Raw genomic sequence first — 14,020 nt, 5'->3', positions numbered from 1 at the left:
TCAAATAAAAGGGAAAAGAAGTAGACTACAAAAGAGAGCGGTGTACCCGTATCCCAGCCGGATACGAATACGTAATAGCTTCTTACGAAGCTACTGTACAGTACTTTCTTACGAAACTACTGCTTGAAAGCTCTTACAAACTTTCAATATAACCTGCCTTTGCAGGTTTGTACCTTTCACTGTGAAAGGAGGTGATCCAGCCGCACCTTCCGGTACGGCTACCTTGTTACGACTTCACCCTCCTCACTAGACGTACCTTCGACAGCGTCCCCCCTTGCGGGTTAGACTACCGGCTTCGGGTACCTCCAACTCGGATGGTGTGACGGGCGGTGTGTACAAGGCCCGGGAACGTATTCACCGCGCCGTGCTGATGCGCGATTACTAGCGATTCCACCTTCATGAAGTCGGGTTTCAGACTTCAATCCGAACTACGGTCGGCTTTTTGCGCTTTGCTCTTACCTCGCGGCTTTGCTTCGCTTTGTACCGACCATTGTAGCACGTGTGTAGCCCTGGACATAAGGGCCATGATGACTTGACGTCATCCCCACCTTCCTCCGGTTTGTCACCGGCAGTTCCGCCAGAGTCCTCAGCTTTACCTGCTAGTAACTGGCAGTAGGGGTTGCGCTCGTTGCGGGACTTAACCCAACACCTCACGGCACGAGCTGACGACAGCCATGCAGCACCTGTACGGCGGCGTCTTGCGACGCGGCGATATCTCTACCGCCTTCCCCCGTATGTCAAACCCAGGTAAGGTTCCTCGCGTACCATCGAATTAAACCACATGCTCCACCGCTTGTGCGGGCCCCCGTCAATTCCTTTGAGTTTCACCCTTGCGGGCATACTCCCCAGGCGGTACACTTATCACGTTAGCTTCGGCACTGAGTCACTCGACCCAACGCCTAGTGTACATCGTTTATGGTGCGGACTACCAGGGTATCTAATCCTGTTTGCTCCCCGCACTTTCGCGCCTCAGCGTCAGTCATTGGCCAGAAGTTCGCCTTCGCCACCGGTGTTCTTCCAGATATCTACAGATTTCACCCCTACACCTGGAATTCCAACTTCCCTTCCATGACTCTAGTCCCGCAGTTCCCAGCGCAGGCCCGGAGTTGAGCTCCAGGTTTTCACGCCGGGCTTACAGGACCGCCTACGCGCCCTTTACGCCCAATAATTCCGAACAACGCTCGCCCCTTACGTGTTACCGCGGCTGCTGGCACGTAATTAGCCGGGGCTTATTCGCCGACTAACGTCATCACACGGGCATTCCCTCCCATGCTTATTCTTCATCGACAAAAGGATTTTACAACCTTTCGGCCTTCATCATCCACGCGGCGTCGCTCCGTCAGACTTTCGTCCATTGCGGAATATTCTTAGCTGCTGCCTCCCGTAGGAGTCTGGGCCGTATCTCAGTCCCAGTGTGGCCGTTCACCCTCTCAGGCCGGCTACCCATCATCGCCTTGGTGGGCCGTTACCTCACCAACGAGCTAATGGGACGCGGGCCCATCCTCAGGCGGAGCCAAAGCTCCTTTCTTTACCAGGCCACAGCCCGGTAACCACATTCGGTATTACCCACTATTTCTAGTGGCTATCCCCATCCTAAGGGTAGGTCACCCACGTGTTACTCACCAGTCCGCCGCTCTAGGCTGTATTGCTACAGCTTACCGCTCGACTTGCATGCTTAAGACGCGCCGCCAGCGTTCGTTCTGAGCCAGGATCAAACTCTCCATGATATATTTCTTACGGGCCGAAGCCCGAAAGATTACCATTAGAGTCCTGCTCTATCTTGTACGCTCTCTCCTGCACCTTCCAGTACAGAAGTGGCTGCATAGATTTCTCTATGTCTACTTCCCTTCCCTACATTTACCAAAGATCATCGCGCCCTCAATAACACTTCGTTACTGCTCAGGCTTTTCTATTTGCTAGCAACTTTCGTGCCAGCTTCCCGTCGCTTTCGCAGCGACAGGCGAGAACTTATCACATCCCGCTTTTGCTTGTCAAGCACCTTGCTGCTATTTTTTTATTTTTTTTCGCAGCTTGGCACTGTCAAAACACCAGAGCCATACTTAACTGCATTTGAGTTAAAACTGGAACTATTGTGTTTGATACTATATATATACGCATTAAAACGAAGGATTTCAAAAAAAGCCTGGCGACTACCTACTTTCCCACCCCTTCGAGGGGCAGTATCATCGGCGTAAGAGGGCTTAACTTCCGTGTTCGGAATGGGAACGGGTGTAACACCTCCACTATGGTCACCAGGCAATACTTACTAGGTTATAAAGATCGTGACATATGACCGACACAACGGTATGTATCCGGTTCATTATCCTGTTAGACAGGGGTAAGAGTCGTCGGCAAGAAGGTGTATACTAGAACGATAATATGGTCAAGCCTCACGGCATATTAGTACTGGTCGGCTGAGTACATTACTGTACGTAGACCTCCAGCCTATCAACCAGGTAGTCTTCCTGGTGCCTTTAGGAGGGTTATACCCTCAGGGATGGTTCATCTTGAGGTGGGCTTCCCACTTAGATGCCTTCAGCGGTTATCCCTTCCGAACATAGCTACCCTGCACTTGCCCTTGGCAGAACAACAGGTACACCAGAGGTTCGTCCACTTCGGTCCTCTCGTACTAAAAGCAGCTCCTCTCAACCATCCATCGCCCGTGGCAGATAGGGACCGAACTGTCTCGCGACGTTCTGAACCCAGCTCACGTACCGCTTTAATTGGCGAACAGCCAAACCCTTGGGACCTGCTCCAGCCCCAGGATGCGATGAGCCGACATCGAGGTGCCAAACCTTCCCGTCGATGTGAACTCTTGGGGAAGATCAGCCTGTTATCCCCGGAGTACCTTTTATCCGTTAAGTGACGGCGCTTCCACTCGCTACCGCCAGATCACTAAGACCTACTTTCGTACCTGCTCGACCTGTCAGTCTCGCAGTTAAGCCGCCTTGTGCCTTTACACTCGTACGCTGATTTCCAACCAGCGCGAGGCGACCTTCGCGCACCTCCGTTACTGTTTGGGAGGCGACCGCCCCAGTCAAACCGCCCACCTATCATTGTCCGATACCCTGCTTCAAGGGCACCGTTAGAAACCTAATCCGACAAGGGTGGTATTTCACCGGCGACTCCACACAGCCTAACGGCCATGCTTCCTAGTCTCCCACCTATCCTACACATGTCGAATCAAGTCCCAATGATAAGTTACGGTGAAGGTTCACGGGGTCTTTCCGTCTAACCACGGGTAACCGGCATCTTTACCGGTACTTAAATTTCACCGAGTCTCGCGTTGAGACAGCTCCCAGATCGTTACACCATTCGTGCGGGTCGGAACTTACCCGACAAGGAATTTCGCTACCTTAGGACCGTTATAGTTACGGCCGCCGTTTACCGGGGCTTCGATTCACAGCTTCGCCTTGCGGCTAACCGCTCCTCTTAACCTTCCGGCACCGGGCAGGTGTCAGCCCCTATACGTCTCATTGCTGATTCGCAGAGGCCTGTGTTTTTGGTAAACAGTCGCCTGGGACTGCTTTATGCTACCTCCCCTGACTTATTGCTAAACCAGAAAAGGCCACACTTCTCCCGAAGTTACGTGTGCATGTTGCCGAGTTCCTTAACGCGAGTTCTCTCGAGCGCCTTAGATTGCTCATCCCGCCTACCTGTGTCGGTTTACGGTACGGTCTTAACAAGCCTATCCTTAGAGATTATTTCTTGGCACCGTGATTACGCCCGCTTCAGCTTTCCGTAGATCGCCTCGCTGTCACACCTCACCTCAGAGCGCGGATTTGCCTACGCCCCTCTCCAGCTCAGTGCTTCGACCGAAACTACCAGTCTCCGGCCGGGTTTCACCTCATGCGTCATCCCTTCGAAACTTGCTAAGGTACTGGAATCTTCACCAGTTTCCCATCGACTACGACTTTCGTCCTCGCCTTAGGGGCCGACTTACCCTGGGCAGATGACCTTTACCCAGGAATCCTTAGGCTTTCGGCGGACGGGGATCTCACCCGTCTTTTCGTGTACTTATACCTGCATTCTCTCTTCCACTCCCTCCAGCTACCTTTCCAGGCCACCTTCGTCGGTCTGTGGAATGCTCCCCTACCAACCTACCCTCGCGAGTAGATTCCGTGGCTTCGGTATACCGCTTAGCCCCGTTACATTGTCTGCGCATGACTACTCGACCAGTGAGCTATTACGCACTCTTTAAAGGAATGGCTGCTTCTAAGCCAACCTCCTGGCTGTCTTCGCAATCACACATCATTTTACACTGAGCGGTATTTCGGGACCTTAGCCGACGGTCTGGGCTGTTTCCCTCTCGACTACGAACCTTGTCGCCCGCAGTCTCACTCCCATACGTTGTGTACTGGCATTCGGAGTTTGGTTGGGTTTGGTAGGCGGTGAAGCCCCCTAGTCCATCCAGTGCTCTACCTCCAGCACATTTGTATGAGGCTGTCCCTCAAGGCATTTCGGGGAGAGCCAGCTATTTCCAAGTTTGTTTAGCCTTTCACTCCGAGTCACGGGTCATCCCTGCGTTTTTCATCACACTAGAGTTCGGTCCTCCACTCAGTTTTACCTGAGCTTCAACCTGCCCGTAACTAGATCACTTGGCTTCGGGTCTACGACAACGAACTTTGCGCCCTGTTCAGACTCGGTTTCCCTCCGGCTCCGGCGCTTCCACGCCTTAACCTCGCTCGCTATCGTAACTCGCAGGCTCATTCTACAAAAGGCACGCCATCACACCCTTGCGGATGCTCTGACCTGTTGTGGGTTCATGGTTTCAGGTTCTCTTTCACTCCCCTCACCGGGGTTCTTTTCGCCTTTCCCTCACGGTACTTCTGCACTATCGGTAGTCGCGGAGTATTTAGCCTTGGATCGTGGTCGACCCAGATTCCGACAAGGTTTCTCGTGCCTCGCCGTACTCAGGTACCGCATCACGGAGTCATATCCATTTCGTCTACGGGGCTTTCACCCTCTCTGGCCGGCCTTCCCAGAACCGTTCCACTATAGATATGATTTTTCACCTCCGCGGCTTGCGCCCATGCGGCCCTACAACCCCAGCTAAAGCTGGTTTAGGCTCTTCCGATTTCGCTCGCCGCTACTTTCGGAATCTCGTGCATCTTGCGATGCTGTTGATTTCTCTTCCCGGGGTACGTGAGATGGTTCAGTTCCCCCAGTTTCGCTTCCGCCGCCTATCTATTCAGCGGTCGGATGACAGACTCTCGTCTGCCGGGTTACCCCATTCGGCTATCCAGGCATCTCGGGATGTGTGCTCCTCCACCTGGCTTTTCGCAGCTTACCACGGCCTTCTTCGCCTCGCGACTCCTAGGCATCCACCTATGAACCCGTCTTCGCTTGACCATATTATCGTTCCCGCTCTTACTCCCGTAAGAACGTCTTCTTCTTGCCCTTCCCTCGTCGCTCTCTTCTCAGTGAGCACCCTGTCAAATACCATTATTATGCACTTTTACATGCATTTTCCATATTTCAAATCCTTTAGATTTGAAATATGGGCCAGAGTAGAGTTGAACTACTGACCCCTTCCTTATCAGAGAAGTGCTCTAACCGACTGAGCTACTGGCCCATATAAAAAGGGAAAAGAAGTAGACTACAAAAGAGAGCGGTGTACCCGTATCCCAGCCGGATACGAATACTGTACATCCCTTTCGGAATGCTTGAGCTTCTTTCGAAGCTTTTCATGAGGCTCTTATCGATACCTCATTATTTACCTTTCACTGTGAAAGGAGGTGATCCAGCCGCACCTTCCGGTACGGCTACCTTGTTACGACTTCACCCTCCTCACTAGACGTACCTTCGACAGCGTCCCCCCTTGCGGGTTAGACTACCGGCTTCGGGTACCTCCAACTCGGATGGTGTGACGGGCGGTGTGTACAAGGCCCGGGAACGTATTCACCGCGCCGTGCTGATGCGCGATTACTAGCGATTCCACCTTCATGAAGTCGGGTTTCAGACTTCAATCCGAACTACGATCGGCTTTTTGCGCTTTGCTCTTACCTCGCGGTTTTGCTTCGCTTTGTACCGACCATTGTAGCACGTGTGTAGCCCTGGACATAAGGGCCATGATGACTTGACGTCATCCCCACCTTCCTCCGGTTTGTCACCGGCAGTTCCGCCAGAGTCCTCAGCTTTACCTGCTAGTAACTGGCAGTAGGGGTTGCGCTCGTTGCGGGACTTAACCCAACACCTCACGGCACGAGCTGACGACAGTCATGCAGCACCTGTACGGCGGCGTCTTGCGACGCGGCGATATCTCTACCGCCTTCCCCCGTATGTCAAACCCAGGTAAGGTTCCTCGCGTACCATCGAATTAAACCACATGCTCCACCGCTTGTGCGGGCCCCCGTCAATTCCTTTGAGTTTCACCCTTGCGGGCATACTCCCCAGGCGGTACACTTATCACGTTAGCTTCGGCACTGAGTCACTCGACCCAACGCCTAGTGTACATCGTTTATGGTGCGGACTACCAGGGTATCTAATCCTGTTTGCTCCCCGCACTTTCGCGCCTCAGCGTCAGTCATTGGCCAGAAGTTCGCCTTCGCCACCGGTGTTCTTCCAGATATCTACAGATTTCACCCCTACACCTGGAATTCCAACTTCCCTTCCATGACTCTAGTCCCGCAGTTCCCAGCGCAGGCCCGGAGTTGAGCTCCAGGTTTTCACGCCGGGCTTACAGGACCGCCTACGCGCCCTTTACGCCCAATAATTCCGAACAACGCTCGCCCCTTACGTGTTACCGCGGCTGCTGGCACGTAATTAGCCGGGGCTTATTCGCCGACTAACGTCATCACACGGGCATTCCCTCCCATGCTTATTCTTCATCGACAAAAGGATTTTACAACCTTTCGGCCTTCATCATCCACGCGGCGTCGCTCCGTCAGACTTTCGTCCATTGCGGAATATTCTTAGCTGCTGCCTCCCGTAGGAGTCTGGGCCGTATCTCAGTCCCAGTGTGGCCGTTCACCCTCTCAGGCCGGCTACCCATCATCGCCTTGGTGGGCCGTTACCTCACCAACGAGCTAATGGGACGCGGGCCCATCCTCAGGCGGAGCCAAAGCTCCTTTCTTTACCAGGCCACAGCCCGGTAACCACATTCGGTATTACCCACTATTTCTAGTGGCTATCCCCATCCTAAGGGTAGGTCACCCACGTGTTACTCACCAGTCCGCCGCTCTAGGCTGTATTGCTACAGCTTACCGCTCGACTTGCATGCTTAAGACGCGCCGCCAGCGTTCGTTCTGAGCCAGGATCAAACTCTCCATGATATATTTCTTACGGGCCGAAGCCCGAAAGATTACCATTAGAGTCCTGCTCTATCTTGTACGCTCTCTCCTGCACCTTCCGGTACAGAAGTGGCTGCATAGATTTCTCTATGTCTACTTCCCTTCCCTACATTTACCAAAGATCATCGCGCCCTCAATAACACTTCGTTACTGCTCAGGCTTTTTTATTTGCTAGCAACTTTCGTGCCAGCTTCCCGTCGCTTTCGCAGCGACAGGCGAGAACTTATCACATCCCGCTTTTGCTTGTCAAGCACCTTGCTGCTATTTTTTTTCTTTTTTTCGCAGCTTGGTACTATTAAAAAATAGAAACAACAAGCAAAACGCCGTATGTATATCGGTATTTTCCAACCCACAATTCAATGCAATTTTCAATTATTTGCCATTAAACCGCACTATTTTCTTCGAATGTTTTAGCTTACTGTTTGATGGCGAGGGTTAAGTTACTACAACACCCCACAGCATGTCAATAGGTTTTATTTATTTTTTTGCATTTTTATATACCCGGTAATAATCAACAAAAGACCCCAGTGAAAGAACAACCGAAATGATAAAAACCACGATTGCAGCAATTTTAATACCAGTAAACAGAGATAGCCCAATGGAAAGCCGTTGGGTTGAAGATGCGATAAGAGCTAACAGCCCGGCTACCATGTAGGTAACAGCCTTCATTTTACCACCCGATCGGGCACCCATCGCGATTCCCAGCTTCATCATCAAAGTACGTAAAAAAAGGATACCGAATTCACGATATAAAACAATCATGAGCAGTATGGCAGGCAGTATGCCATCCACAACAAAACAGAGGAAATAGGTAATTCTAACCAGGGTATCTGAAAAGGGATCAAATAATTTTCCAAAATCGCTCACTTCGTTCCGGGATCGGGCAACAAGTCCATCAAAAAGATCCGTCAGCTCAGCAATAACAAACAAAACCCAAAGAACAGGTACAGTCCAGGTTGCACCAAGGGACGGGAACCAGACAGGGAGAAAATAAACAACGAAAAATATAGGTGCTAAAATAAGTCGGATGGAGGTAATTTTATCTGCTGATGTCATAGATAATCAGTATGGGGTTTGACAGAGCCTCTGTCAAGTAATAGTATACAGAAAATAACGAAGCCGGGGAGCCGGAATGGATAAAAGTTCACAGAACACCTTACATCGTTCTATAGTGCTGACCATCAGTATATATGGCACCTTCGAATGGATAATTTTTCATGTAGTAGCATATTTTCATCAATTTAGTATGCTCTTGTATATTTCATATGTAATCATTCAAGTCCTCTTTCATGGCGGGATTTATATTTTTTTAAGGCTCACCAAGGATTTCTTTTACTTAGTGGAAACAAAGGACCCTCTTAGTTCACTCAATCTGGCGAACAAGATTACCCTCTTAAGGATAAGCATGCTTCCAAGCCTTGTTTTTTTAATTATTGCGGTGAAGCAGTATCCGGTTGGCACGATTTTGCTTTCAGCAATTGCACTTACCTTTGTTACCGATTTAATTGATGGACGTATTTCCCGGGCCTTTCATCAGGTTACATTTATTGGCAGGATTCTGGATTCTGTCAGCGATTATTCAGTACTGCTTGTCATTGCTATTACCTATTTTGTCTATAAACTCATACCGCTATGGCTTTTTATGATAATACTTGGGAGACTGCTGTTTCAGGCATTCGGGATGCTTGTTCTGTTGCTTAAACATAAGTCAGTAGAACCAAAACCTACAATATTTGGAAAAGTAGCGGTTGCGTCCATCATGGTGCTCTTTGCACTGGAACCGCTGAAACTCCTGACATTCCATGGATTTAATACATACCTTACATACATAGAGATTTTTGTATGTAGCATTGTCTTCCTATCAGTCTTTGATAAAGCCTGGTTTTTTCATAAAGAAAGGATCTCAAAGCGGCCGCAATAATAGGCTCTCATGTACCCATTCTATTTGCTGTTTTATATTGGTACCTGCATCTTCCAGGTTGATGAATAGTTCTTTCTTTACTACCTGAAATCCCAAGAGTCGCGTCACAAAGGTGGCGCTTGCACTGGCATTTACTAATACATTGGATTGTGCAGTGCTAAATGACAGTTCTGCAGCCCCAGATCTGCAGGTATGCACTACTACCCACCCCCCCCCTCCATAGAGGGGATAAAAGGGCTCACTTTGCAAGAGGGTCAGTTCTAATGTAAGCTTTTCCCCAGAATGCAGCGGGATACGTTCCATCTGCTGCGAAGGTATCAGCTGAAAGGAAGCAAGAGGCTGATTATATTCATCAACCTGGATGATACATGTTCCGATGACAGCCTGCAATGAAGCACCTTTGACAAGAATCCGGGGAAACCGGAACACCTGTACTGCTAAAAAGACAATGACAAAACCGAGGATCACGAGAGAAGGGAAACCAATCCATTGGGGTACAAGAATGCATAGTACCAGAAAACAACAGATACATACTCCTGTGAAAAGTATTGGTCGATCCACAAGAATTACATTTTGAGAAACGATGAGACTTACAGAAAATAAAGCTATAGCAACCGAGCATAGAAAAAGAGCCAGGGATATGTGCTTTCTTCTCTTCCTGCGTAAGACACAGGCAAGCACGGAACCGGTAAAACCACAGGATAGATAAAACAGGTCCCGTGCCAGGGACAGGTCGCTAGAGATTATAAAGCTGTTCGTACTTGTGCTCCAAATAATTGATGAACGGTTCGGCTGACAGCGGTTTTCCGGTAATCTTTACGATGAGATCCTTTGGTTCATAACGGCAGCCATGTATATGTACCTGAGCCCTGAGCCAATGCAGGATTGGTCCGTAATTTTTCTGCTCGATACAGGCTTCGACATCAGGAATATCTGCCTGTAACGCCTCCCAGAGCTGCAATCCATATAAATTTCCCATGGCATAGCTTGGGAAATAGCCAAAGGCACCCATAGACCAGTGGACATCCTGCAAAACCCCATTGGCATCCGAATCAGGCTTTACCCCAAGGATTTCCTGCATCATGTCATTCCAGGCTTCGGGCAGGTCCATTACCGAGAGATTTCCCGAGAAAAGCTTTCGTTCGAGTTCGAAGCGTAGTATCACATGCAGACTGTAGGTAACCTCATCTGCATCTACCCTGATAAGTGACGGCTGTACCCGGTTTACCGCAGTATAAAAATCCTCTACCGAGATATCTGTTAATTGATCGGAAAACAGTTTTTTCAGAAGGGGGTATTGACCTTTCCAGAAGGCAAAGCTCCGGCCTATCACATTCTCCCAGAGACGGGACTGAGATTCGTGAATTCCCATGGAAGCGCCATCACCAAGTGAGGAATCCCGGATGTTATCGGCAAACCCCATTTCATACAGAGCATGTCCCGTCTCATGAATAATCGAGAAAAGACCAGAAAGTACATTTGTGGGGAAATAACGGGTGGTGATGCGAACATCCCGGGGACCTAAGGTAGTAGTAAAGGGATGGGCACTGATATCGAGCCGCCCCTGGCTGAGGTCATAGGCGAGATCTTTCATAACCGATTCACCGAATTGAGCCTGAAGATCTTTAGGGAATTCTCTTGCGAGAAATTCACTACGGGGGGGATTCTTGGCACTAATTCGCTGAACTAATTGAGACAGCCGTGTCCGGAGGGGACCGAACACACCCGCTATGGAGCCTTCGGTCATTCCCGGTTCATAGATATTCAGAAGACCATCATAGGGATGCTCTGTATAGCCCCAGCATTCGGCTTTTTTCTTTGCATAGCCGATCATTTTTTCCAGATGGGGCATAAAGGTTTTATAATCGTTATGTTTACGAGCTTCTACCCAGGCGGCTTGTGAAATTCCCTCTGCCCGGGCAGATTCGGTAACCAGTTCAGCAGGTAGGAGGACAGCACGATCATAGTTTTTTCTTACAACCCGAAGAAAATCCCGTTCAACATCCGGTAAATCGGTATCGCCCTGAGGCTTTATCGTCGTTGAACCAAGTTGTTCGAGAAGATTGCCAATTTCCGGAGATGTAGATTTTTCATGTATGATTCCTTCTAACAATGCCAGCTGCTCGGAACGGCCCTCGACCGCAGCAGGGGGCATATAGGTTTCCTGGTCCCATTGAAGGATAGCAGTGACCTGTCTTAAATGTTTAATGTCCCGATCAAGAGCGTGAAGCCGCTCCAGCGCTGCCTGTTTTTCCATAGAGCATACTCCTTATGCATCCATGATAACAGGCAACGCCCTGGTGGACAAGAACAAACGTAAAAACCAGTTACGGCATGACGCTATATTCTTGAATAATTTGTATTTCTGAATCTACGCGGCTTACACCCGGAACCTGTTGAGCACCGGCAACAGCAGCTTCTACTGCTGATTGAGAATTGGCTACCCCCCGCAGAATAACACGGTCCTCGGCACAATGAGCCTCAAGGAAATGAATGGGAATACCCAGGGTATATAGAATATGATGAAGTATTTTTTGTCCGAGGCTGAGGGCCTGCAATCGGGACTTAAGCTGAACTTCAGTTTCAGGCGTAACCAGAAGCTGAGCTAAATGATGAATTACTTCAGCTGCAGAGGCAGGATGTACTACACCGGTATTGAGTACAAGATGATAATGAACCGGATTTGCCCAATCAATATCAAAAAAATATCGATGAAAGGCAGAGCGGTCCTTATCACTCTGTTCGATAATCTGCTTTGCCCGTTTTTCATCACAGCGAAAATAGCTTTTGACCCGTTCTATTCTAATCGGGAGGGGCGCAACAAGCCTAATGAAGATACAACCGGGAACATCCTTAAAAACAGCATGAGCTCCACGACCGACAAAGATGCAGGATCCTGCTTCAGCCTCGGTATAGAGAGCTGTTTTCAGATAATGAATATAATCATCTCGATCTTTTGAGAGAGATGCCCAAAAGGCTGGTTTTTTTTCATCATATTTCTCTAATTTTGTACCATTAAAGCCATAGGATGTAATGCGGTTTTCCAGAGCTTGTTTATCGACGAATCGATATCCTGTCAGCTCTGTCAATTCGTGGGCAATTTCATCCCCCAGTGCCGCAAGCTCCCGAGAAATGGTTATAATAGCCATACCGTACCTCCTTGCGTACTACAAATTAGAAAGACATTGGGTTCTGCTGCAAACATTCATCATAAGCAGCCCCGCATGCTTCTTATGGGTACCTCTAAAAGCTAGTTTTTAGAGGTATCTTTAATTTAAGCATAGGAGTTTTTTTCGGAATTGTCAAAAACAAGTGGAAATGTGAATAAAAACGTACTTATTGGATCCTGTTGCCAAATATAGGTGCCCCGGAGCTGTTGACAGAGGGCTTCTATAATGGTTCTTCCCTTGGTATGTATACTATAATCGCTATCAAATCCGTTATGTCTAGATACTAAAGAGGAATCACTCAGTTCCAACTGAACTATCCGTTCATCTTGTTTTACAAAGCGGATGAGAATTGTTTTCTTATTACAATTACCTATTTGGTTAAGAGAAATTGCTAATACTTCTACAATAAGAAGCGCAATAGGTATTGCCTGTTGAGACCCGATAAAAAAACTATCAGAAACGATATCAACAGTTATTTGTGATTGGTCTACCTCATAAGTTTGGAGAACCTGGTTTACTAGATCATGAATAAAAGATCGGGTTTCAATGTTTTCAAAGGTGGTACTTGAGAATAGTTGTTCATGGACAAGTGCTATAGATTCAAGATGATTTTGAACATGATAGAGTATGGTCCGTATTTCTTGGTTATTTATATCACCAAGATAAAGATGCAGGAGGCTTGATACAATCTGCAGGTTATTTTTAATTTTATGATAGGTTTCTTTAAGCAAAGCTTCTTTAATAGATAGCTCTTTTTCGAGCTGTTCCTCCCTATTTTGGTGGTGAGAAACATCTCGAATAATCCCGACGGTACCCAAGGGACCTCCATCGAATTCAGGCATAGGAACCCCAACACTGGCAACTTCACCAAAGGCATAAACGACTGCTGAAGTCTCAAAATAAGGGGAAGGACTTTTAGGTTTTAAGCGTACAACCAGATTCTTGGTCATTCGTTTTCCCGTTCGGCGTTCGTCAAACAATCGAGGTGCTCCATCAGGACCAGTTCGAGCTCCGGCTAATTCCTGAAGAACTATCTTGCGGCTTACCCTCGGCACGTCATCTTGATGAAGAATGGTAGAAAAATGTTTTCCAATAAGCTCTGCCGGGGTATAACCAAGTTGAGCGATCGCTTCGTTTATATAGATAAAACGACCAGAGCCATCCAGGGTATAGACAATATCTGGAAGGGAATTCATCAAATTCATGTACCTTCTTTCTGAGAGCTGGAGGTGGGCATTTTGTCGTTTTATACTTTCATTTACCCCAAGTACTTTTCGAATCATGGCAGGAAGTGAACCTAAGTGCCTATATTGGGTATCTCTCATCACAAATGAGGATGACTCATCATGAATGATATCGAGGACCTTTGATTCTTCCCCATAGTAGGCAAGAATGATCGCCGGATGAGGCCAGAGTGACAGCCAGTCCGCAAATGCCCCTGAAGCAAAATGCAAATCCGTAACGATTATATCGATATCATTATCTGTGAGGAACGTATCGGCTTCTTTCAGATTTGCCGGTATCAAAAGATGATAAGGAAGTTTATTGAGCTGTATATATTCAGTAAATTGTTCTTGTTCTGTCTTTACAGCGGTTGCAAAGAGTATAGTAATTTCTTCCTTCATACGTTATTGAGT

At 48.3% G+C, this 14,020-nt stretch carries 6 protein-coding genes, 1 tRNA gene and 4 rRNA genes; 1 reads left to right on the top strand and 10 read right to left on the bottom strand.

Features of this window, described 5'->3' with window-relative positions:
* Window positions 1-184: 184 nt before the first annotated feature.
* The 6 genes from SPICA_RS02250 to pgsA form a co-directional block, all read right to left on the bottom strand.
* Window positions 185-1,727 (bottom strand): 16S ribosomal RNA (locus SPICA_RS02250).
* 414 nt (window positions 1,728-2,141) lie between these two features.
* Window positions 2,142-2,257, bottom strand: a 5S ribosomal RNA gene (gene rrf / locus SPICA_RS02245).
* 122 nt (window positions 2,258-2,379) lie between these two features.
* A 23S ribosomal RNA gene (locus SPICA_RS02240) occupies window positions 2,380-5,352 on the bottom strand.
* A 149-nt stretch (window positions 5,353-5,501) separates the two neighbouring features.
* Window positions 5,502-5,575 (bottom strand) — tRNA-Ile (locus SPICA_RS02235).
* Window positions 5,576-5,731: 156 nt separating this feature from the next.
* Window positions 5,732-7,274, bottom strand: a 16S ribosomal RNA gene (locus SPICA_RS02230).
* The 16S, 23S and 5S rRNA genes sit together here with 1 tRNA gene alongside, the layout of an rRNA operon.
* Before the next feature lie 495 nt (window positions 7,275-7,769).
* Complete coding sequence (gene pgsA, locus SPICA_RS02225; protein WP_013967918.1) at window positions 7,770-8,348, bottom strand: CDP-diacylglycerol--glycerol-3-phosphate 3-phosphatidyltransferase; 579 nt, start codon at window positions 8,346-8,348, stop codon at window positions 7,770-7,772.
* A gap of 76 nt (window positions 8,349-8,424) precedes the next feature.
* Here pgsA and SPICA_RS02220 point away from each other — a divergent pair, with 76 nt between their 5' ends.
* Window positions 8,425-9,213 carry a CDP-alcohol phosphatidyltransferase family protein gene (locus SPICA_RS02220; RefSeq protein ID WP_013967917.1) on the top strand — a complete coding sequence of 263 codons (789 nt, stop codon included), beginning with the start codon at window positions 8,425-8,427 and terminating at the stop codon, window positions 9,211-9,213.
* On the opposite strand, the gene SPICA_RS02215 is transcribed toward SPICA_RS02220, so the two are convergent.
* The 4 genes from SPICA_RS02215 to SPICA_RS02200 all read right to left on the bottom strand — a co-directional run bounded on the left by SPICA_RS02215 (window position 9,196) and on the right by SPICA_RS02200 (window position 14,008).
* Window positions 9,196-9,774: a hypothetical protein gene (locus SPICA_RS02215; RefSeq protein ID WP_156789610.1), complete on the bottom strand. Its 579-nt coding sequence runs from the start codon at window positions 9,772-9,774 to the stop codon at window positions 9,196-9,198. The two genes, SPICA_RS02220 and SPICA_RS02215, sit on opposite strands and share 18 nt — an antisense overlap.
* Window positions 9,775-9,949: 175 nt before the next feature.
* A complete protein-coding gene (locus SPICA_RS02210) occupies window positions 9,950-11,470 on the bottom strand; it encodes a carboxypeptidase M32 (protein ID WP_013967915.1) in 1,521 nt (506 codons plus the stop codon).
* A gap of 70 nt (window positions 11,471-11,540) precedes the next feature.
* The gene (locus tag SPICA_RS02205) at window positions 11,541-12,362 is read right to left on the bottom strand and encodes a cytidylate kinase family protein (protein ID WP_013967914.1); all 822 of its coding nucleotides are present in this window, start codon (window positions 12,360-12,362) and stop codon (window positions 11,541-11,543) included.
* Window positions 12,363-12,487: 125 nt separating this feature from the next.
* Window positions 12,488-14,008, bottom strand: a complete 1,521-nt coding sequence (locus SPICA_RS02200; protein WP_013967913.1) for a sensor histidine kinase — start codon at window positions 14,006-14,008, stop codon at window positions 12,488-12,490.
* Between the last annotated feature and the right edge of the window lie 12 nt (window positions 14,009-14,020).

Origin of the sequence: Gracilinema caldarium DSM 7334 (genome assembly GCF_000219725.1) — a bacterium.
Lineage (GTDB): Bacteria > Spirochaetota > Spirochaetia > Treponematales > Breznakiellaceae > Gracilinema > Gracilinema caldarium.
Note: the sequence above shows the minus strand (reverse complement) of the source record. Positions and strands in the feature narration are given on the sequence as shown.